At 69.4% G+C, this 20853-nt stretch carries 15 protein-coding genes and 1 pseudogene; 9 read left to right on the top strand and 7 right to left on the bottom strand.

The window, feature by feature from the left end:
• Positions 1–34 precede the first annotated feature (34 nt).
• The 3 genes and pseudogenes from RKE50_RS14365 to RKE50_RS14355 all read left to right on the top strand — a co-directional run bounded on the left by RKE50_RS14365 (position 35) and on the right by RKE50_RS14355 (position 4171).
• Complete coding sequence (locus RKE50_RS14365) at positions 35–553, top strand: efflux RND transporter periplasmic adaptor subunit (protein WP_350037440.1); 519 nt, start codon at positions 35–37, stop codon at positions 551–553.
• The gene (locus RKE50_RS14360) at positions 554–1033 is read left to right on the top strand and encodes an efflux RND transporter periplasmic adaptor subunit (protein ID WP_350037438.1); all 480 of its coding nucleotides are present in this window, start codon (positions 554–556) and stop codon (positions 1031–1033) included. It begins immediately after the preceding gene.
• Positions 972–4171, top strand: a pseudogene (locus RKE50_RS14355) (efflux RND transporter permease subunit). The gene RKE50_RS14360 and the pseudogene RKE50_RS14355 overlap by 62 nt, the downstream one beginning before the upstream one ends.
• On the opposite strand, the gene RKE50_RS14350 reads toward RKE50_RS14355, so the two are convergent.
• From RKE50_RS14350 to malQ, 7 genes are all read right to left on the bottom strand, one after another.
• Positions 4128–4631 (bottom strand): nuclear transport factor 2 family protein, encoded by a 504-nt coding sequence (locus RKE50_RS14350; RefSeq protein WP_350037436.1) that lies wholly within the window; start codon positions 4629–4631, stop codon positions 4128–4130. The pseudogene RKE50_RS14355 and the gene RKE50_RS14350 sit on opposite strands and share 44 nt — an antisense overlap.
• A gap of 24 nt (positions 4632–4655) precedes the next feature.
• Complete coding sequence (locus tag RKE50_RS14345) at positions 4656–5732, bottom strand: NADH:flavin oxidoreductase (protein WP_350037434.1); 1077 nt, start codon at positions 5730–5732, stop codon at positions 4656–4658.
• 44 nt (positions 5733–5776) lie between these two features.
• Positions 5777–7063, bottom strand: coding sequence for an FAD-dependent oxidoreductase (locus RKE50_RS14340; RefSeq protein ID WP_350037432.1), 1287 nt, complete (start codon positions 7061–7063; stop codon positions 5777–5779).
• Positions 7064–7180: 117 nt separating this feature from the next.
• On the bottom strand, positions 7181–7732 hold the full coding sequence (dps, locus tag RKE50_RS14335) for a DNA starvation/stationary phase protection protein Dps (protein ID WP_350037430.1): 552 nt from the start codon (positions 7730–7732) through the stop codon (positions 7181–7183).
• A 166-nt stretch (positions 7733–7898) separates the two neighbouring features.
• Positions 7899–8519, bottom strand: coding sequence for a DUF502 domain-containing protein (locus tag RKE50_RS14330; protein ID WP_350037428.1), 621 nt, complete (start codon positions 8517–8519; stop codon positions 7899–7901).
• The gene (locus RKE50_RS14325; RefSeq protein WP_350037427.1) at positions 8516–9076 is read right to left on the bottom strand and encodes an acyl-CoA thioesterase; all 561 of its coding nucleotides are present in this window, start codon (positions 9074–9076) and stop codon (positions 8516–8518) included. Before RKE50_RS14325 ends, RKE50_RS14330 begins: the two co-directional genes overlap by 4 nt.
• 67 nt (positions 9077–9143) lie before the next feature.
• Positions 9144–10649, bottom strand: a complete 1506-nt coding sequence (gene malQ, locus RKE50_RS14320) for a 4-alpha-glucanotransferase (protein WP_350037425.1) — start codon at positions 10647–10649, stop codon at positions 9144–9146.
• A 202-nt stretch (positions 10650–10851) separates the two neighbouring features.
• On the opposite strand from malQ, the gene RKE50_RS14315 reads away from it, so the two are divergent.
• The 6 genes from RKE50_RS14315 (at position 10852) to RKE50_RS14290 (ending at position 20852) form a co-directional block, all read left to right on the top strand.
• Positions 10852–11622, top strand: a complete 771-nt coding sequence (locus RKE50_RS14315; protein ID WP_350037424.1) for a hypothetical protein — start codon at positions 10852–10854, stop codon at positions 11620–11622.
• Between the two features lie 137 nt (positions 11623–11759).
• Positions 11760–13838 carry a glycogen debranching protein GlgX gene (gene glgX, locus RKE50_RS14310; protein ID WP_350037882.1) on the top strand — a complete coding sequence of 693 codons (2079 nt, stop codon included), beginning with the start codon at positions 11760–11762 and terminating at the stop codon, positions 13836–13838.
• A complete protein-coding gene (locus RKE50_RS14305) occupies positions 13835–16339 on the top strand; it encodes a glycogen/starch/alpha-glucan phosphorylase (RefSeq protein WP_350037422.1) in 2505 nt (834 codons plus the stop codon). The genes glgX and RKE50_RS14305 overlap by 4 nt, the downstream gene beginning before the upstream one ends.
• A 22-nt stretch (positions 16340–16361) precedes the next feature.
• Positions 16362–17636, top strand: coding sequence for a glucose-1-phosphate adenylyltransferase (gene glgC / locus RKE50_RS14300; protein WP_350037420.1), 1275 nt, complete (start codon positions 16362–16364; stop codon positions 17634–17636).
• 40 nt (positions 17637–17676) lie between these two features.
• Positions 17677–19326 carry an alpha-D-glucose phosphate-specific phosphoglucomutase gene (locus tag RKE50_RS14295; RefSeq protein WP_350037418.1) on the top strand — a complete coding sequence of 550 codons (1650 nt, stop codon included), beginning with the start codon at positions 17677–17679 and terminating at the stop codon, positions 19324–19326.
• A gap of 8 nt (positions 19327–19334) precedes the next feature.
• Positions 19335–20852, top strand: coding sequence for a glycogen synthase (locus RKE50_RS14290; protein ID WP_350037417.1), 1518 nt, complete (start codon positions 19335–19337; stop codon positions 20850–20852).
• The last annotated feature ends 1 nt before the right edge of the window (position 20853 follow it).

Genomic DNA, 20853 nt, shown 5'->3' with positions numbered 1-20853 from the left:
GGATGAGTTAACGACTGCTCCGAAACCCGCCAGCATGGCCGTGCCCGCGGTCGTGGAGCCCGTGCGCCTGGAACCCCTGCGCCTGCGCGTCGAAGCGGTGGGCACGGCTCGGGCGTGGCGCTCCGTCTCGCTCTATCCGGAGGCGGCCGGCGAGGTGGTCGCGGTCAACTTCCAGCCCGGTGATCACGTAGCGCAGGGCGAGGTGCTGCTGGCCCTCGACTCGCGCGACGAGAAGCTGGCGCTGGAACTTGCTGAACTGCGCTTCGCCGACGCCCGCCGCATGCTGAAGCGCTACACCACGGCGAACAGCAGCGTCGAGCTCACGGTGCCGGAGACCACCATCGACACGGCCCGGACGACCCTCGAGTCCGCGCGCATCGAACGCGACCGGGCTCAGCTTGCCCTCGACCGGCGCTTCGTTACCGCCCCCTTCGACGGCCATGTCGGCATCACGGACATCGACCCCGGCGACCGCATCGAACCGACGACGGAAATCACCACCATCGATGACCGCAGCCTGCTGCTGGTGAGCTTCGAGGTGCCGGAAGCCTAAGTGGGCCGTCTCTCAGCCGGTGACCCGGTGCGCATCGAGGTCTGGAGCGACGAGCGCACGAGAGCCAGCGGCACCGTGGTGGATATCGGTTCCCGGGTCGACCCGGCCTCCCGGGCTTTTACCGCGAGGGCCGAGGTACCGAACGACAGTGATCGCCTGCGCCCGGGCATGAGCTTCCGGGTGCGCCTCGATCTGACCGGCAGGGCCTACCCGGCCGTACCGGAAGTGGCGGTGCAGTGGGGCGCCGATGGCGCTTACGTCTGGACCGTGGAGAACGAGCGCGCCCGGCGCGTGCCGGCGTCGCTGGTACAGCGGCAGCAGGGGCGGGTGCTGATCGACGCTGAACTGTCCGCGGGTGCGCCGGTCGTCGGCGAGGGCGTACAGTCCATGCGGGAGGGTATCCCGGTGCGGACCATGGATGCAGCCGCCCTGGTCCGGGACGCCCGCGGGACCCTCGCACCCGCCGCGAACGAAGGCTGACCGCGTGGCTGACCCGACGCACGCGCCCCCGCGGACGGACCTGCCGGCCCTCGGCGTGCGCCGCCCCTGGCTGGTCGCGGTGATGAACCTGCTCATTGCCATAGCCGGCATCGCCGCATTGCTGGCCGTGGAGGTGCGTGAGCTGCCGGACGTCGACCGCCCGGTGATCAACGTCCGCGCCCAGCTTCCCGGCGGCTCGCCGGAAACCATGGATGCGGAGGTCACGCGCATCCTCGAGGGCGCCGTCGCCCGCGTGTCCGGTGTTGCGGACATCAGCTCCGCCAGTGAAGAGAACAGCACCCGCATCCGCGTCGAGTTCCGCCCGGGCTACGACCTCGACCGGGCCGCCACCGACGTTCGCGAGGCGATCAGCCAGGTCACCCGCGAGCTGCCCGACGACGTCGAGCAGCTCGCCGTGTTCAAAGCCGAGGAAGACGCCCAGGAAGTCGTGCGCGTCGCGGTCTCCAGCACGGTTTACAGCGAGGAAGCGCTGACCCGTATCGTCGAGCAGAACATCGCGCCGGCGCTGCTCTCGCTGCCCGGTGTGGCGGACGTGCCGCTCTTCGGCAACCGGGAGCGCACCCTGCGCGTGATCGTGGACCCGCTGCGCCTGGCGAGCTATGGCCTCGCCGTCAGCGATGTGGCGGCCGTGCTCCGGCAGGCACCGCTCGACGTGCCGGGGGCCGTTTCCGCGGTGGCGACCAGCAGCTGCTCGTGCGCGCCGACGCCTCGGTGGTCACTGCCGAGCAGGTCGCCGACACGATCATCACCGGGACCGTGCGCATCGATGACGTCGCGGACGTCACCTTCGCGCCGGCGGATGCCGAATCCTTCGTCCGCCTCGACGGTCAGCGTGTCATCGGCGTCGGCGTGGTGCGTCAGGCCGGCTCCAACACCATCGAGATCGCCGCGGGCGTGGACCGGGCGCTGGAGCGCCTGAATACCCGCTTCGATGACGTCACGCTGACCAAGATCTCCGATAACGCCATCTTCATCCGCGGCGCCGTGCGCGAGGTGCTCGCGAGCCTGCTGCTTGCCGTGCTGATCGTGGTGGCGACCATCCGCGTGTTTTCGGGGTCCCTGCTTCTCACGCTGGTGCCCGCTGTGGCGATCCCCGTCTCGCTCCTCGGCACCGTCGCGGCCATCTGGCTGCTGGGCTTCTCCATCAACATCCTGACACTGCTCGCCCTGGTGCTGGCGACGGGCCTGATCGTCGACGACGCGATCGTGGTGCTGGAGAACATCCAGCGCCGCCGGCGCCTCGGCCTGGGCGCCAATGCCGCTGCCGTACTGGGCACCCGGCAGGTGTTTTTCGCCGTGGTTGCAACGACGGTCGTGCTAGCCGCGGTGTTCGTGCCCATAGCCTTCCTGCCCGGTACGGCCGGCCGCCTGTTCCGCGAGTTCGGCCTGGTGCTGGCGGTGGCGGTGGCGATCTCCTCCTTCGTCGCCCTGTCGCTGGTGCCCGCGGCCATGGCGCGGCTCGGGACATCGAAGGAGGGCGCCGTCGACCGGCAGCTGCACCGGCTGGGTGACGGGCTCCAGCGCCTCTACGGGCAGACCCTGGACGGTCTTCTTGCCCACCCCTGGCTCGCTCTGGTCGCCTGTCTTGTCGCGGCGGGCAGCGCGGGTGCGCTCTACTTCCAGCTCGACCAGGAGCTGCTGCCGGAGGAGGACCGCGGCGAGATCAACGTCTTTGCCCGCGGCCCCGACGGGGTGGGGCTGCCCTACATGGAACGCCAGGCCAACCGCGTGGAGGACGTGCTGCAGCCGCTGGTCGCCAGCGGAGAGATCCAGTCGCTGTATACGGTGGTCGGACGCTGGGACCCGAACATTCTGTTCATCAGCGCGCCGCTGGCGCCGTGGAGCGAACGCGAGCGCAGCCAGCAGGCCATCGCTGCCGAGATCGCGCCGATCCTGCGCAACCTGCCCGGGGCCGGCGCCCGCGTGTTCAGCAGCAACAGCCTCAACCTGCGCGGCAGCTCCGGCGGGCTGGAGCTGGTGCTCACCGGTAACGAGTACGACCGCATCTATGCGGCGGCGAGGGCCTATGCCGATGCCATCCGCGAGCGTCTCAGCAGCGTGCAGGGCCCGCGCATCGGCTACCAGCCGACGCAGCCGCAGCTGTCCGTGCGCATCGACCGGCGCCGGGTGGCGGATCTCGGCATCGAGCTCACGCAGCTTGCCGAAACCCTGCGCGCCATGATCGACGGGCTCGACGTGATCGACCTCAACGTCGACGACCAGGCCGTGCCAATCATGCTCGAGGCCGGCGCGCGCGCCATCGACGACCCCGGCGACCTCGCGAACCTGTACGTGCGCGCCGGGAGCGGTGCCCTGGTACCGCTGTCGAGCGTGGTGACCATCGTCGAGGCGGGGGTGGCGAGCGAGCTCGAACGCCAGTCCCAGCGCCGCGCCATCGAGATCGACGTCGACGTGGTGGAGGGCGTGGCCCTGCAGACAGCGATCGACGAACTGCGGGCGCTGGCGGAGGAGGTGGTGCCGCCGGACATCGAGGTGCTCACCCGCGGCGAGGCGGCCACCCTCGAGGAGAGCGGTCGCGAGACGCTCCTGACCTACGGCTTCGCGCTGCTGGTCGTCTTCCTGGTGCTGGTGGCGCAGTTCGAGAGCCTGACCAGCGCGCTCGTGATCATGGCCATCGTGCCCTTCGGCCTCGCCGCAGCGATCTTTTCCCTGTTTCTCACCGGCACCAGCCTGAACATCTACTCGCAGGTGGGGCTGGTCATGCTCATCGGCCTGATCGCGAAGAACGGCATCCTGCTGGTGGAGTTTGCGGATCAGCGCCGCGATGCCGGGCTTCCGGTGCGCGAGGCCGTGCGCGAGGCGGCCACCGTGCGCCTGCGGCCGATCGCCATGACGCTGGTGTCGACGGTGCTCGGCGCGCTGCCGCTGATCCTGTCGAGCGGCCCCGGTGCCGAGGCCAGGGCCGCCGTCGGCTGGGTGGTGTTCGGCGGGCTGGGCCTGACCGCGCTGTTCACGCTGTACCTGACCCCGGTGGTATACCTGGGGCTGGCCCGCTTCGCCCGGCCGCGTTCGCACGCCGCCGAGGCGCTGGAGGCGGAACTGCGGGCCGCGTCTACTCCGCCGCCTGCCGCTCCGCCTCCTGCGCCAGGCGGCTGACTTCCTCACCCACGGCGTTGGGAACCAGGAAGGACAGCGCATAGTGCGCGACCTTCCACTGTTCGCCCCGCCTGAGCAGGACACCGGTACCCCGGAAACGTCCCCACTTCGGTGACTCGACGATCTCGTCGAACCACGCTGTCTCGCCGTCCGCGGCAACGCGAACGTGCCGCTCCACCGCGCGGTAGCTCCAGCCCTTGCCGTCCCGGAAGCGCTTCTCCACGTAGTCGCGGAAAACCGGCAGCGGCCAGCGCTCCCAGTCATCGGTGCCCAGGAACACGCCATCCTCGGTAAAGTGGTCGAGGTAGCGGGCCTTGTCGCCCTTGTCCGCAGCGTCGTGGAAGTCGTCGAGAACCGCGGCTACGGCGGTTGCCGCCGCGCTCTCGTCAGCCGCCCGCAGCGGCGCGGCGGCCAGCAGTGCCGGCAGGGCGATGAAAAGAATCAGTCGATCAATGCGCATCGTGCGTTTCCCCCGGTCTGTGGATCAGTCGGCGACAAAGCCTTTCCAGCTGGCCATGTAGTCGATGAAGGCCTTGCCGAGCCCCTCTTCTTTCAGGTAGTCCCGCGTTACCGGGTTGGGCACCGGCTCGAAAGCGGGGTCCGAGGCGATGCGGCGGGGCAGGTCGTGGTGCAGGATCGCGGCCCGGCCGGTGAGGACGAAGTCGGCACCCTCCGCCAGGCAGCGCGCGGCCGCTGCGCCGGTGCGGATCTTGCCGGCGCTGCCGAGGCGGACCTTGCCGCGGTCGATGCCGGCGAACAGGGAGAGCAGGGAGCTGCCTTCGTAGCCGGGCTCCGCCGGTTCCTTGAAGCCGTCCCAGAGCGACATGTCGAGGAAGTCGATGCGCCCCTCGCGACACAGCTGCTGTGCCAGCTCGAGCATCTCGCCCAGCACAATGTCGAAGCGCTCGGGGGACAGGCGCAGGCCGAGGAGGAAACCCGGCCGGCAGCGGGTGCGGATGCCGTCGATGATTTCCTGCAGGAGCCTGGCCCGGTTCTCCAGCGAGCCGCCGTAGTCATCGCCGCGCCGGTTGATGCCGGGGCTCAGGAACTGGCCGAGCAGGTAGCCGTGGGCGCCGTGCAGTTCGACGCCGTCGAAGCCGGCCCGCTCGGCGCGCACGGCCGCGGCGATGAAGGCCTCGCGCACGCCTTCCACCTCTGCCGTGGTGAGCGCCCGGGCGCCGAACTCGCTGTTGTCCGACGGGCAGAGCGGCGCCTGGCCGATCTCGTCGGCCGGCGAGCGCATGCCGGCGTGGTGAAGCTGCAGAATGGCCAGGCTGTCACCCTCGTGAATACCCGCGGCAAGTCGCGTGAGCCCCGGCAGATGGCGGTCGGCAAAGCAGCCCAGCTGCCCCGGGAAGCCGAGCCCCTCGGCCTGCACGTGGGAGGCGCAGGTCATGGTCGCGCCGAAGCCGCCCCTGGCCCGCATGGTCAGCCAGTGGTATTCGTCGTCGGACAGCGTGCCGTCGGCGTGGCTCTGCAGGTTGGTCAGCGGAGCGAGCATGAAGCGGTTCTTCATGCGGGCACCGCTGGCAAAGGTGAGGGGCGCAAACAGGTCGGTCATCGAAGGCTTCCGCTGGTACAGGGGGTGCTCACTATACCGCAGCGCTAGCCGGTGGTGCGGTCGATGACCGGGGCAGCCGGCGTGCGTGGCGAGGGCACGATAGCACCGAAGCGGCGCTCATGCTCCGCGCGACTGCGGCTTACGCAGTCCTCAAGGGAGACACCGAGAAACCAGTTCCCCGTCACGCCGAGCCGTTCGCCGCCGGGCGCTGCGGCGATCGCCCGATCGAGGGCCGCGATGCGGTCGCCGTGCCCACGTCGCAGCGCCGGGAGCCGATGGTGCACGGCGGCGGTGGCCCTCAGGCGGCCGGGATCGGCGGCCAGGGCTGTGCAGCCTGCGGCGATCCGCGCCGTTTCATCGACGGCGCCCCCCGGGAAATGGAAGGCAAAGCCGCGCCAGCGGGGGTGCTCGAGGAAATCCCGGGATACGGCGGAGAGGAAGGCGCCGTCGATGCTGATCAGCCCCGCGATGGGTTCGATGGAGAGATCGTCGCGCTCGAAGACCAGCAGCTGGCTGTCGATCTCGGCCATGGTGATCTGCCCGGCAACAGCCGCTGCTGCGGGCGCAACGGAGGCGAGCAGGGCGGCGGTCCGGTCCGGCGGTAGTGCCAGGGTAACGGCGGCTGCCTCGTGGCGGCTGCCATCCTCGCAGACCACTTCGAAATGACCGTCTCGCGCGTGGCATGCCGTTGCGGCGCGCCCGGTCTCTACCGTGAGGTCCGGCGCTGCCGCCAGGGCGGCCGGCACCTCGCCGAGGCCGTTGGGGAACGTGAAGTCCCGCAGCACATCCTTGCGGCGCGGCTTTTTGCGGAACAGGGTTTCGGCGGGCACGGCGTCAGCGGGCTGGCAGATGATGGAGCGGAAGGCGGGGCCGAGGAGGTCGCGGTAATTGCGCTGTCCGAGCACGGCGCCATAGTACTCGCGCACCGTGGCGCCCGCCTTTTTCCTGCCCGGCAGGCGGGGCAGGGCACACAGGAGCTCGAGCGGGTGCAGTGCGGAGAGCGCAGAGCGGCGCCGACCTTCGCGCCAGAGGCGGTAGGGGAGTTTCGCCTTGGCGGTGGCACGGGCCAGCAAGCCCAGCTCCTCCAGGATCAGCAGCAGGTTGCCGTAGCTGTTGAAGCAGCTGTGGCTGCCGGCTTCCACCCAGTAGTCCTCCAGCTCGGGGAAGCGATGGCTGTGCATGCAGCCGCCGGGTACCGGCGCGGCCTCGAGCACCAGGGTTTCCCGGCCGGAGCGCGCGGCGTACCAGGCCGCAGCCAGGCCGCTCATGCCCGCGCCGACTACGATGTGGGGCCAGCGGGCTCGCTGTGGATCAGGGGTGGGGACCGTCACTGGCGGCTTCCTTGGGCAGACACCGCCAATGTAGCCACGAACGCCGGACGAAAAAAGGCCCGCCGGTGCTGCCGGCGGGCCTGGCAGGAGCGGGCACTCGCGTGCCCGGGGTCCGGGTCAGCTGCGTGCTGCGCGAGCCGCCTCTTTCTCGCTGTGCGTGCCGGCGGTGGCGAGCTCGCCGCTAGCGGACTCCAGGTGGGCGCGGACGAACCACTGGAACTGCTCCAGGTCGCGCAGGTGACCCGTGAGCAGGTCCTCGGAGACCGGGTCGAGCTCCGCGAGCTGGCCGATAGCCTTGCGGTGGTCCTCATTGACCCCGGAGTAGACGAGGTCCAGCGCGCCGAGGTGTTCCGTCACCAGCGCCTTGCCCAGGGTGTAGTCACTCCAGTTCCGGCGCTCGACGAGCGCGCCGGGCGTGCCGATCGGCTCGCCACCCAGGGTCGCAATGCGCTCTGCGACCTGGTCGACCATCTCGCGTACTGCATCGACCTGCGGGTCGAGCATTTCGTGTACCCCGATGAAGTTCGGGCCGACCACGTTCCAGTGCACGTGTTTGAGCGTCAGCGCGAGATCAACCAGGGCGACCATGCGGTTGTCGAGAATACCGATGGTCTTCTCGGCGGTGGCGTCTTCGATTCCGGGTGCGGTGAAGTTCGCGATCTTGTTCATCGTTCCCTCCTTGCGTTCACGTGAATGTCCCGACAGCGGAGTGAGCAAGTGCTCACGCCCGATGCGCTTCCGTTAACGTCCTTCAGGGATGAAAGAGAACCGACTGCCCGCTTTGCGCGGTGTACAGCCGGCGGACGTGGCGTCTGCCGGCAGGTTGTACCCCTTACTACGACCCGGGCCGGTCTCCCGGATCACCGTTGTCGGCCGACGCCCGCCCGATGCCGGCGGTCATGATGTAGCGCATGGCGGACTCCGCATCCATGTCCACCGCCGAGAGCCGGCTGCGCGGCACATAGATCGTGTAGCCGCCGAGCTGGTAGCTCATGGGCAGGAAGACACCGACGAGGTCGTCGCCGCTGTCTGCATCCTTGCCCAACGAGCGCGGCGGGTCCGTGTCGGAGACGATGCCCAGCATGCGCTGGCCGGCAATGTCTATGGCGACGACCTCACCGCTGGCACGGTTCTCGCCGGCGAGAAAGGCCATGAAATCGCGGATCGCCGTGTAGACCGACTTGATCAGCGGAATCTGCTCGAACAGCTGCTCCAGCAGCGCGAGAAAGCTCTGGAACACCAGCAGCCGCGCCACCAGCCCGAGCGCGAGCAGGATGGCGACGAAGACCACCACGCCCATGCCCGGGAGATAGAGTCCGCCGATGTCCAGGGCGTCTAGCGCCTTGCGCATGGCCCACTCGATATTGCTGATGGACCAGTACACGAAGTAGATCGTGAGGGCGAAGGGCAGGGCGACCGCGAGGCCGCGCAGGGCGAGCCCGGTGAGGCGTCTCATGAGCCACCGTCCACGCGGATGACGCAGCGCTCACCGGCGAGATCAGCGCGCACCCGGTCGTTCAGCTCAAACGCTGAGCGGTGTGCCTCCATCTTCGCGAACAGCTCCTTGCGCAGCCGCTGGCGCAGGGCGGCCGAGTGGAAGCGGCGAACGTCCTCCGAAGTCTCCAGGATCAGCGGCGGCACCTGCACCAGCTCGCCGTCGTCCGATTTCGCGACCAGGGTGAAATAGGAGGTGTTCGTGTGCTTGACCACCCCGGTCTGCACGTCCTCGGCGATGACCTTGATGCCGACGACCACGGAGGTGCGGCCGACGTAGTTCACGGAGGCGAGCATGGACACGAGTTCCCCCACCTCCACCGGCTGCAGGAAGTTCACGCCCCCCACGGCGACGGTGACGCAGTAGGCGCCCGCGTGCTTGCTCGAGCAGGCATAGGCGACCTTGTCCATGAGCGAGAGCAGCGTGCCACCGTGAATCTTGCCGCCGAAGTTGGCATAGGACGGGATCATCAGCTCCGTGATGGTCGTCCGTGAATAACTGACCGGGTGTCCTTCCATCGCCAGCCCCTCCCGGGCCCTGTCGTGACTGTGCAGACCTTAGCCCAGGCCCGGCGTCATTGCACCGTCACCGCCGTCCGTGCGCCTCGGCCATCGCAGCCAGGGCTGCTAGGGGCAGCGCCTCGTACTGCGCCGGGGTGAGCTGCCAGGCCCAGTTGCCCGTCGGCAGTCCCGGTGTATTCATGCGCGCACTCGCCGGCAGCGCCAGCAGGTCCTGGGCGCAGGCGATGGCCGTGCGCGCCGGCGATGCCATGAGCAGGTCGAGGAGCGCGGGGGCGGTGGCGGCCGGGTCCTCGTCCAGCGTTACGAAGCGCGCCAGGCGCTCGCGGGAGGCATCGTCCAGTTCGTCTTCCAGCCACCCCCGGACCGTGTTGTTGTCGTGGGTGCCCAGGTAGGCGACGCCGTTCTCCGGGTGGTTTGCCGGCAGGTAGGGGTGGGCGTCGTCGTCCTCGTTGAACGCAAACTGCAGTACCACCATGCCCGGCAGCCCGTAATGTTCGCGCAGGGCGTGCACGTCCGGCGTGATGGTGCCGAGGTCTTCGGCCACGACCGGGAAGGGGTCGAAGGCGGCGCGCAGGGCGTCGAAGAGCTCGTAGGACGGCACGTCGCGCCACTCACCGGCCGCGGCCGTCTCCGCGCCGGCGGGAACGCGCCAATACTGGGCCAGGCCGCGGAAGTGGTCGATCCGCAATACGTCGAGACGCCGCAGCAGGGTGCCCAGGCGGAGCACCCACCAGCGAAAATCCTCGGCGGCCAGCCGGTCCCAGTCGTAGACCGGGTTGCGCCAGAGCTGGCCGGTCGCGCTGAAGTAGTCCGGCGGCACGCCGGACTCGGCGACCGGGCGCAGGTCGTCGTCGAGCTGGAAGACGTCGGGCCGTGCCCACACGTCGACGCTGTCGAGGTTGACGTAGATGGGCATGTCGCCGAAGAGCCACACCCCGGCTTCGCCGCAGGCCGCGCGGAGCCTCCGCCACTGGCGCTCGAAAAAGTACTGAAGCCGCTTCTCCGTGGCAATCGCCGGCGCCAGGCTGCGGCGGGCCTCGGCGAGGGTGTCCGCCTCGCGCAAGCGCAGCGCCGCCGGCCAGTCGCTCCAGCTGCGCGGGTCCCGGGCCTTCAGCGCCGTGAACAGGGCGTGGTCGTCGAGCCAGTCGGCCTCGCGCGCGCAGAAGGCCCGGTATCCATCGTCGTCACCGCCTGCGGCGAAGCGTTCCGCCGCCGTCGCGAGGAGCGGCAGCTTGAGTGCGCGGGCGCGGGCGAAGTCCGCGCGGCCTTCCTGCGGAGCCGGCGCCGCGGCGACTTCGTCGTTTCGCAGGAGGCCGTCGGCGGCGAGGTCTTCGAGGCTGAGCAGCAGCGGGTTGCCCGCCCGGGAAGAGGGGCTGAAGTAGGGGGATTCGCCCGCCGCGTCACTCGTCGGGTTGAGGGGCAGGACCTGCCAGTAGCGCTGGCGCGCGGCGCCCAGCCGCGCCGCCATGGCGCGGGCCTGCTCGCCGAGGTCGCCGACGCCCCAGGGCGAGGGCAGGGAGGTGATGTGCAGGAGCACGCCGCTGGCGCGGTCCTCTAGCGGGATTTCCATGGCGTTACCGGGCAATCATGCGAAGCAGCGCCTTCACTATGCAGTGCGTTCAGCGCGATGGCCAGCGCAACGGCCCCGGCAGGCTACGAGGCATCGTTTTTGACAGGGCCTCGCCATGGTCTACGCTCAAGGTCCCGGGGTGTTCACGGCACTTGCCCCGTTTCTGTACCCGATGACTCCAACAACAGACGAGGTAACAGCAATGGCAGGCAAGACAATGACCGGTGCCCTGGCACTGGCGGTAGCAGGCACCCTCACCAGCACGGCCCTCACGGGCCAGGCCCATGCCCAGGACGACACGGCCCTCGAGTTCACGCCAGTGGAGATGATGGCGTGCAGTTTCGAGGAGGACAAGAGCTGGGACGACCTCGATAAACTCACCGAGGCGTTCAACAAGTGGCTGAAGAAGAGCGACAAGGACTACACCTACTGGACCTTCGCGCCGGTGTTCCGCGAGGACAACGAGCTGGACTTTGCCTGGATCGGCGGCTGGACCAGCGGTGCGATGTTCGGCAAGAGCTGGGACAACTGGTTCGACGACGATGACGACGTCGGCAAGCTGTTCAACGAGACGGCGGACTGCGTCAACAGCCTGGCATCGGTGACCACGGTCCGTGCGCCGGCGGATGGCTGGCCCGAGGCCGGCGTGACCTGGTTCGCCCGCTGCACGCTGGAAGAGGGCGTGTCGCTCAGGGATGCGGCGGCCGCCCACGGCGCCATGGGCTCGGCGATGGCCGACATGGGTTCGCCCGCCGCCAGCTGGCTTTTCCTGCCTGCCCTGGGCTTCGGCGACGTGGAGTACGACTACTACCACGTGGAGAGCTGGGACGATTTCGCCACGCTCGGTGCCGGCTTCGATGCCTACTTCAACCAGGGCGGCTGGATGAAGGCCAACGAGCTGATGGACGGTGTGACCCAGTGTGCCTCGCCCAACCTCTACCGCTACAAGCTGCGGCGCGAGGGCGATCGCTGACCGAGCCGGTTCCCGGGTCCGGCGCGCGAAGCCGGCCCCGGCCCCGGTAACTGGCTGCCAGTCCGAGCCGCGCATGGTCAGCGGCACCTGCGGCGCACTACACTAGGGTGGTTGCGGCTGACTGATCAGGAGTAACCATCCTGGAACTCCTCCCCGGAGACCCGACCCGGCCGGGTGCGACCTGCACGGCCGAGGGGGCTCATTTTGTCCTTTTCTCCGCGCATGCGGAGCAGGTGGAGCTCTGCCTGTTCGACGCGCGCGGCGAGCGGGAGCTTGCGCGCCTGCCCCTGCCGGCGCGCGACGGCGATAACTGGCACGGCTTCGCGCCGGGCGTCGGGCCCGGGCAGCGCTACGGCTACCGCGTCCACGGGCCCTGGGCCCCGGCCCTCGGCCATCGCTTCAATCCCGCCAAGCTGCTCATCGACCCCTGCGCACGGGCGCTGGACCGGGCCTGCCGCTGGCACCCGGCGCAGGCCGGGGGTGCAGCGGGCGCCGGGCCGGACCCGGTCGACAGCGCGCCCCACGTCCCGCTCGGGATCGTTAACGGTGAACTTCCCCCGCCCGCAGCTTGTCGGCGCACGGACTGGGCCGACACGCGCCTGTACGAGCTGCACCTCAAGGGGTTTACGCAGCGGCACCCCGCGCTGTCCGATGCCGAGCGGGGTACCGTGGCCGGCCTCGGCGCCGACGCCACCGTTGCCTACCTGAAGGCGCTAGGGATCACTGCGGTGGAGCTGCTGCCGGTTTTCGCCTTCGCCGACGAGCCCTTCCTGGTCGAGCGGGGGCTCAGCAACTACTGGGGCTACAACCCGGTGTCTTTCTTCGCCGGGCACCCGCCCTACCTCGGCGGCGCCGGCCCCGGGGCGTTCCGCGCCATGGTCGAGCGCCTGCACGAGGCTGGGCTCGAGGTGATCCTGGACGTGGTCTACAACCACACGGCGGAGGGCGGCGACAGCGGTCCGACGCTGTCGCTTCGCGGTATCGACAACGCCAGCTACTACCGCCTCGAGCACGGCGACCCGGCCAGCTACGTGAACGACACCGGCTGCGGTAACACGCTCGCCAGCGATCATCCGGCGGTGCGGCGGCTGGTGCTCGACAGCCTGCGCTACTGGGCCGGCGAGCTGGGGGTGGACGGTTTCCGCTTCGACCTCGCCCCGGTGCTCGCGCGCGGTGAGCACGGTGTCGATCCCCACGCCGCGCTGCTCAGGCAGCTCACGGAGGACCCGCTGCTCGCCGAGCGCAAGCTCATCGCCGAACCCTGGGACGTCGGTCCGGAGGGATACCGGCTCGGCGGCTTTCCCCCGGGCTGGGCCGAGTGGAACGACCGCTATCGCGACAGTGTCCGCCGCTTCTGGCGCGGCGACGACGGTGAGCTGCCGGAACTGGCCCGGCGCGTGCACGGCTCCGGCGATCTCTTCGAGGGGGCCGGCCGGCCGCCCTGGGCCAGCGTGAATTTCGTTACCAGCCACGACGGCTTCACCCTGCGCGACCTGGTCAGCTACGCGCGGCGCCACAACCGGGACAACCGCGAGGGCAACAGCGACGGCCACGGCGAAAACTTCAGTGACAACAACGGTCACGAGGGCGCGAGCGATGACCCGGTGATCCGGGAGCGGCGCGCACGCCAGGCGCGCAACTTTTTGGCGACGCTGCTTCTCTCCCAGGGCGTACCCATGCTCCAGGCCGGGGACGAGCTGGGCCGCAGCCAGGGCGGCAATAACAATGCCTATTGCCAGGACAACGCGACCAGCTGGCTGGCCTGGGCAGAGGCCGACGAGGAACTGCTGGCCTTTACCCGGGCCCTCGTCGCCCTGCGCGCCCGGGAGCCGATGCTCCGGGCGGATCGCTATCGCCACCGCGAGGCTGACGGCGAGGGCCAGCGTCTGACCTGGCTCGCCCCGGAGGGCGGTGAACCCGGAAAGGCTGCGTGGCATGATCCGGCCCTCGCCTGCGTCGGTTGCCTGCTGTCGCAAGACGGCGGTCACAATCGTGAGCCATACTCCCTGTTGCTGGTCCTGAACGGCGGTGAGACGGCAGTATCGTTCAGGCTGCCCGCGCCCGGGCCCTGGCACTGCCGCGTGGATACGGCGCGGGCGCCGTGGGTCTTTGCGGGTGAGTTGGTGCACGGGAGCGAGGTACATTGTGCAGGCCGGTCGCTGCAGCTATTGGCCAGCGGGCTTGAGCCGGCGGGAGAGGAGGAGACAGCAGCGTGAGTGGTGTGAGTGGTAGCCCCGACGGCGGCACGGACGCCGGTAATGATATCGGCACGAACAGCGGCGGCAGCGCGGTCAATGGTGACGGGCTGCGCCTCGTAGAGGCGGTGGCACGGCACTACCGGCTGACCCTTGGCCAGGATCGCAGCGGGGGCGATCACCACTACCTCTACCAGGCCCTGGCGCTGGCCCTGCGCGACCGGCTCGTCGGTCGCTGGCGCGACACCCGGGAGCAGTCCGGTAATGGCCGCCGGCGGGTGGCTTACCTGTCCCTCGAATTCCTCATCGGCCGCAGCCTTCACAACGCACTCCTGTCCCTCGGCCTCGAGGGCGAAGCGCGGGACGCGGTAGCGGCCTTTGCCTGCGACCTCGAGACCGTGGAAGCGGAGGAGCGGGACGCGGGCCTCGGCAACGGCGGCCTCGGCCGGCTGGCCGCGTGCTTCCTCGACAGCTGCGCGAGCCTTTCCCTGCCCGTGACCGGCTACGGCATCCGCTACGAGTACGGCATGTTCCAGCAGCAGCTGCGCAACGGCTACCAGGTGGAAAACCCGGACCGCTGGCTCCGCGACGGCAATCCCTGGGAGTTCGAGGTGCGCGAGCGCGCCCGGCGGGTCCAATTCGGCGGACGCGCCGAGGGTTACCGGGACGACCACGGACACTGGCGGCACCGCTGGCTGGATACGCACGACGTGCTGGCCATTCCCTACGACATGCCGGTCCCCGGCTACCGCAACGAGACGGTGAATACGCTGCGCCTGTGGCGCGCGCAGGCCACGGAGGAGTTCGACCTCGGCGAGTTCAACGCCGGCAGCTACACGGACGCGGTAGATGCCAAGACACAGGCCGAGAAGATCACCATGGTCCTGTACCCCAACGACCAGAGCGAGGCGGGCAAGGAGCTGCGCCTGCGCCAGCAGTACTTCCTCGCCTCGGCCAGCCTGCAGGACATCCTCGCCGACTGGGTCGAAGCGCACGGCGACGACTTCGCGGTCTTTGCCGACGGCAACTGCCTGCAGCTGAACGACACGCACCCGACGGTCGCGATCCCGGAACTCATGCGCCTGCTCATGGACGAGCATCACCTCGGCTGGGAGGCGGCCTGGTCGATCACCCGGGAGAGCTTCGCCTACACCAACCACACGCTTCTGCCCGAGGCGCTGGAAACCTGGTCCGTCGCGCTCTTCGGCAGCCTGCTGCCGCGGCTCCTGGAGATCATCCAGGAGATCAACGCCCGCTTCCTGACCGAGGTATCGCGGCACTGGCCCGGCGACGTCGATCGGGAGCGGCGCATGTCGCTGATCGACGAGGGCGGCGAGCCGCAGCTGCGCATGGCCTACCTGGGGATCGTGGGCAGCTTCTCCGTGAACGGCGTCGCCGCCCTGCACACGCAGCTGCTCACCCGCGGCCTGTTCCGCGACTTCCATCAGCTCTGGCCCGGGAAGTTCAACAACAAGACCAACGGGGTCACCCCCCGGCGCTGGCTCGCCTGGTGCAATCCGGGGCTGGCCGCGCTCATTGACGAGTCCCTCGGCGAGGGCTGGCTCTGCGACCTGGAGCGTCTCCGGGAGCTGGCTCCGCTCGCCGGGGATCCGGCCTTCCGCCAGCGCTTCGGCGCAGTCAAGCTCGACAACAAGCGGCGCCTGGCCGACCTCGTTGCGGAAAGCTGCGGCATCCGCTTTGACCCGGCCATGCTCTTCGACGTGCAGGTGAAACGCATCCACGAGTACAAGCGGCAGCTCCTCAACGTGCTCCACGTTATCCACCTGTACGACCGGGTGCTGCGCGGGGAAACTGCTGGGCTGGTGCCGCGCTGCGTGCTCATCGGCGGCAAGGCGGCGCCGGGCTATGTCATGGCCAAGGCCATCATCAAGCTGGTGAACAACGTAGCGGCGGTCGTGAATGACGACCCGCGGCTGGCGCCCTGGTTGCGCCTGGCTTTTCTGCCCGACTACAAGGTCACCAGCATGGAGGTCATCTGTCCCGGCGCGGACCTGTCAGAGCAGATCTCCACCGCAGGCAAGGAGGCTTCGGGCACCGGCAACATGAAGTTCATGATGAGCGGAGCAGTCACCATCGGCACCCTGGACGGGGCCAACATCGAGATCCTCGAGGCCGTGGGGGAGGAGAACTTCTTCCTCTTCGGTCTGAACGCCGAGGAGGTGGAGGACCGGCGCCGGGACTACCGCCCCGCAGACATCGTGGCTGCGGACGGCGACCTGCAGCGCGTGCTGCACCTGCTCGAGAGCGGGCACTTCAACCTGCTGGAGCCCGGGATCTTCGATGACATCATCGGCGCCATCACCAGCCCCGGTGACCCATGGATGACGCTTGCCGATTTCCGTGCCTACGTCGATACCCAGCGTCGCGTTGACGCGGCCTGGCAGGACCGGGACGGCTGGCTTAGGCGGTGCATCTTCAACACGGCGGCGAGCGGCCGCTTCTCCTCGGACCGCACGATCCGGGAATACGGGCGGGACATCTGGTTCCGCAAGGCAAGCTGAACGGACCCCGGAGGGCAGGCCCATGGTGATCAGCGACGACAACCCCCGCTATGTCAGCCGGCTCACCCGCAACACGCTGGGCCTGGTGCTCGCCGGCGGCCGCGGCTCGCGGCTTTACGAGCTCACGAACTGGCGGGCAAAGCCCGCCGTCTACTTCGGCGGCAAGTACCGCATCATCGACTTTCCGCTCTCCAACTGCGTGAACTCCGGGGTGCGCAAGATCGGTGTGCTGACCCAGTACAAGGCGCACTCGCTGATCCGCCACCTCATGCGCGGCTGGAGTCACTTCCGGCGCGAGCTCGGCGAGTACATCGAGGTGCTGCCCGCCTCCCAGCGCCACTCCGACGACTGGTACCAGGGCACCGCCGACGCGGTCTACCAGAACCTCGACATCATCCGTGCGGAGCAGCCCGAGTTCGTGCTCATCCTGGCCGGGGACCACGTCTACAAGATGGACTACGGCCCGCTGCTGGTGGAGCACGTGGAGTCCGGTGCGGATATGACGGTCTGCTGCCTTGAGATGCCGGTAGCGGAGGCGGCGGGCAACTTCGGCGTCATGCAGATCGACGACACGGGCCGGGTCGTGGGCTTCCAGGAGAAGCCGGCGGAGCCGGCGGAGATACCCGGCCGGCCCGGCTACGCGCTCGCCTCCATGGGCAACTACGTGTTCAACACCGATTTCCTTTACGACCGCCTCGTGGAGGATGCGGCGGAGATGGGCTCGACCCACGACTTCGGCAACGACGTGATCCCGGCGATGATAGAATCCTGCCACGTCCACGCCTACCCGTTCCGCGACCCGGAAACCGGCGACAAGGCCTACTGGCGGGACGTGGGGACCCTCGACTCCTACTGGCAGGCGAACATGGAGCTGGTCTCGACCACGCCGCAGCTCAATCTCTATGACAGCGAGTGGCCTCTCTGGACCTACCAGGAGCAGCTGCCGCCGGCCAAGTTCGTCTTCAATGACCCGGACCGGCGCGGCTTAGCGCTGCAGTCCATGGTTGCCGGAGGGTGTATTATCTCGGGAAGCGAGGTCCACGGCTCCGTGCTCTTCTCCGGCGTTTACCTGCACCCGTACTCGATGGTGGACGGCGCCGTGCTGCTGCCGGATGTGGAGGTGGGTGCCGGCACGCGGCTGGGCCGGGTCATCGTTGACCGCAGTTGCCGGATACCGGAGGGTATGCACATCGGCCTCAACCCGGAGGAAGACCGTGGAAACGGTTTCCGGGTTTCCGCCGGCGGCGTGACGCTGGTCACCCGCGGCATGCTCGGCCAGGCCGAGGGATCGCTTTAACCGGGATCGCTTTGACAGGGAATAACCCAGGATGGATGCAATGAACCGGGAGCCGGGTGTGGCTGTGCGCCGCGTGGAGACTCGTCCCTTCGAAGGCCAGAAGCCCGGCACCTCGGGCCTGCGCAAGAGCGTGCGGGAGTTCGCTGAGCCCCACTACCTGGAGAACTTCGTCCAGGCCATTTTCAATACCGTGGGCGGCGATGCCCGGGATGCGCTCGTCGTCGGCGGCGACGGCCGCTTCGGCAACCGCGATGCGATCCAGCGCATCCTGCGGCAGGCGGCGGCCAACGGCTTCCGGCGGGTCATCGTGGGCCGCGGCGGCATCCTGTCGACGCCGGCGGCCTCCTGCCTGATCCGCAAGCACGGCACCGACGGCGGCATCATCCTCTCGGCCAGCCACAATCCCGGCGGCCCCGACGGCGACTTCGGGGTCAAGTTCAACGGCGCCAACGGCGGACCCGCACCGGAGAGCGTTACCGCGGCGATCCACGCTGCCAGCGGCACTCTCGACTACTACCTGACCTGCGATGCGTCTGCCATCGACCTCGACCGCGACGGCTGCCACGATCTCCACGGCATGCAGGTGGACGTGATCGACCCGGTGGCCGACTACGCGGATCTGCTCGAGGGGTTGTTCGATTTCGACCTCCTGCGCGAGATGCTCGGCGGCGGGCGCTTCCGCATGCGCTTCGATGCCATGCACGCGGTGACCGGCCCCTACGCCCGCGAGATCCTCGAGCGCCGCCTCGGCGCGCCCGCGGGCACGGTGATGAACGGCGAGCCGCTGGAGGATTTCGGCGGCGGCCACCCGGACCCGAACCTCGCCCACGCCCGCGCCCTGGTAGACCTCATGAACGGGAACGATCCCCCGGCCTTCGGCGCCGCGTCGGACGGCGACGGCGACCGCAACATGGTCCTCGGCCGCGGCGGCTACATCAATCCCTGTGACTCCCTCGCCGTGCTCACCGCCAATGCGCACCTGGTGCCCGGCTACCAGGACCTGGCCGGTGTGGCCCGGTCCATGCCCACCAGCCGCGCCGTGGACCGGGTGGCCGCAGCCCTGGAGCTGCCCTGCTACGAGACCCCCACCGGGTGGAAGTTCTTCGGTAACCTGCTCGACGACGGTCGCATCACCCTCTGCGGCGAAGAGAGCTTCGGCACCGGCAGCAGCCACGTGCGCGAGAAGGACGGCCTCTGGGCCGTGCTGTTCTGGCTCAACATCATCGCCGCCCGCCGCCAGCCGGCGCGGGCGATCCTCCGCGAGCACTGGCGGCAGTTCGGCCGTGACTACTTCACCCGCCACGACTACGAGGGTGTCGACAGCGCCGGCGCCGAGGCGCTCATGGCCGGGCTGCGCGAGCGGCTGGGCAGCCTGCCCGGCCAGCAGTTCGGGGAGGAGGTCGTGACCGGGGCGGACGACTTTGCCTACGAGGACCCGGTGGACGGCAGCGTCAGCCGCGGCCAGGGTATTCGCCTCTTTTTCGAGAGCGGCGCGCGAGCCGTGTTCCGGCTCTCCGGTACCGGGACCGCCGGCGCCACGCTGCGCCTGTACTGCGAGCGCTACGAGCGCGACCCCACGCAGCTTGAGCTGGACACGCAGCGGAGGCTGGCGACCGTGCTCGATGCCGCCGCGGCCATCGCCGGCATCGAGGCGCACACGGGCCGCAAGGCGCCCGACGTCATCACCTGAGCGCGCCCGTGCACATCCTCATGCTCGCGGCCGAGGACGGCGCGCTGCCCGGCGGCAAGGTCGGCGGCATGGGCGACGTGCTTCGCGATATCCCGCCCGCGCTGGCAGCGCTGGGTCACCGGGCAACGGTGCTGACGCCCGGCTACGGGCGCCTGTCGCACGTTCCGGGGGCGCGGCAGGTCGGCTCGGTGGCGGTACCCTTTCGCGGCCGTAGCGAGCTGCTGGGTCTCTTCGAGCTGCCCGCCCGCGGCCCCGGCGGGGCCGTCCGGCAGCTGGTGCTCGAGCACCCCACCTTTGCCGGCCCCGTGTACTGCAATGACCCGCCGGATCGTCCCTTCGCCACCGACGCCGGCAAGTTCGCCCTGTTCTGTGCCGCCGCCGTGCGCGGGCTGCTTGAGGGGGAGCTGCCCATGCCTGACGTGGTGCACCTGCACGACTGGCATACCGGTACTTTCGCGCTCCTCTCGCAGGCACAGCCGCGGCTTGCCGGCCTGCGCCGGGTGTTCACGATCCACAACCTGGCGATGCAGGGCATCCGACCGCTGCGTGGCGACCCGTCCAGCCTCGGTGCCTGGTTCCCGGGACTGGTGCCCCTGCCGGTGGCCATCGACCCGCGCTACAAGGATTGCTACAACCCGCTGCGCGCCGCCATCGGGCTCTGCGAGGCCCTGCACGCGGTGTCGCCGACCTACGCGGCAGAGATCTGCGACCCCGCCAGCGGCCTCGGCGAGGGGCTTCAGCGTGACCTCGCAGCGGCGCAGGAAGCGGGTCGCCTGGACGGTATTCTCAACGGTTGCGAGTACCCGGATACGCTCCCGGCACCGTTACCCCATGGTGACTTCCTCGCCCTGGCCCGGCGCGAAGTGGAGCGCTGGCTGGCGGCCGGTGGCGTTGCCGCTGCGGCCCATGTGCTGGCGCTTCGGCGCATCGATGAACGCCTGGCCTCGGACGGCGAGCCCGCGCGGCTGCTCACGGTGGTCGGACGCCTGACGGAGCAGAAGCTCGGCATGCTGGTCGCCCGGCACGCCGACGGCCGCCCGGTGCTCGAGCACCTGCTGGAGCAGCTTCGGGAAGACGAACTGCTCGTGGTGCTTGGCAGCGGCGACGGCGACCTCGAACGTTTCTTCAACGATGCGCAGGCACGCAGCGACCGCCTGCTGTTCCTCTGCGGTTACTCCGAGGCGCTCTCCGAGCAGCTCTACCTCGCCGGCGACCTGTTCCTCATGCCCAGCCGCTTCGAGCCCTGCGGGATCGCCCAGCTTCTCGCCATGCGCGCGGGACAGCCCTGCTTGGTGCACCGCACCGGCGGGCTGGCCGACACGGTCAGGGACGGGGTCGATGGCTTCGTCTTCGCGGGAGCGACGGAGGCGGAGCGACTCGACAACCTGCTCGCCCGGCTGCGCGAGGCCCTGCGCCTGCTGCGCAACCATCGGCGCAAGCGCGAGGCTCTCCGTCGCGCGGCCCGGGCCGCGCGCTTCCCCTGGGCGGACGCGGCGCGCGCCTACGTCGACCAGCTTTACCGCTGAG

This window comes from Pseudohaliea sp. (genome assembly GCF_040217025.1).
Taxonomy (GTDB): Bacteria; Pseudomonadota; Gammaproteobacteria; order Pseudomonadales; family Halieaceae; genus Pseudohaliea.
Note: the sequence above shows the minus strand (reverse complement) of the source record. Positions and strands in the feature narration are given on the sequence as shown.

What these genes read in the sequence shown, in the direction of transcription:
- RKE50_RS14365 (WP_350037440.1), top strand. Translation starts at nt 35, where the DNA reads ATGGCCGTGCCCGCGGTCGTGGAGCCCGTGCGCCTGGAACCCCTGCGC.
- RKE50_RS14350 (WP_350037436.1), bottom strand. Translation starts at nt 4,631, where the DNA reads ATGCGCATTGATCGACTGATTCTTTTCATCGCCCTGCCGGCACTGCTG.
- RKE50_RS14345 (WP_350037434.1), bottom strand. Translation starts at nt 5,732, where the DNA reads ATGACCGACCTGTTTGCGCCCCTCACCTTTGCCAGCGGTGCCCGCATG.
- dps (WP_350037430.1), bottom strand. Translation starts at nt 7,732, where the DNA reads ATGAACAAGATCGCGAACTTCACCGCACCCGGAATCGAAGACGCCACC.
- RKE50_RS14330 (WP_350037428.1), bottom strand. Translation starts at nt 8,519, where the DNA reads ATGAGACGCCTCACCGGGCTCGCCCTGCGCGGCCTCGCGGTCGCCCTG.
- RKE50_RS14325 (WP_350037427.1), bottom strand. Translation starts at nt 9,076, where the DNA reads ATGGAAGGACACCCGGTCAGTTATTCACGGACGACCATCACGGAGCTG.
- malQ (WP_350037425.1), bottom strand. Translation starts at nt 10,649, where the DNA reads ATGGAAATCCCGCTAGAGGACCGCGCCAGCGGCGTGCTCCTGCACATC.
- RKE50_RS14315 (WP_350037424.1), top strand. Translation starts at nt 10,852, where the DNA reads ATGGCAGGCAAGACAATGACCGGTGCCCTGGCACTGGCGGTAGCAGGC.
- glgC (WP_350037420.1), top strand. Translation starts at nt 16,362, where the DNA reads ATGGTGATCAGCGACGACAACCCCCGCTATGTCAGCCGGCTCACCCGC.
- RKE50_RS14295 (WP_350037418.1), top strand. Translation starts at nt 17,677, where the DNA reads ATGAACCGGGAGCCGGGTGTGGCTGTGCGCCGCGTGGAGACTCGTCCC.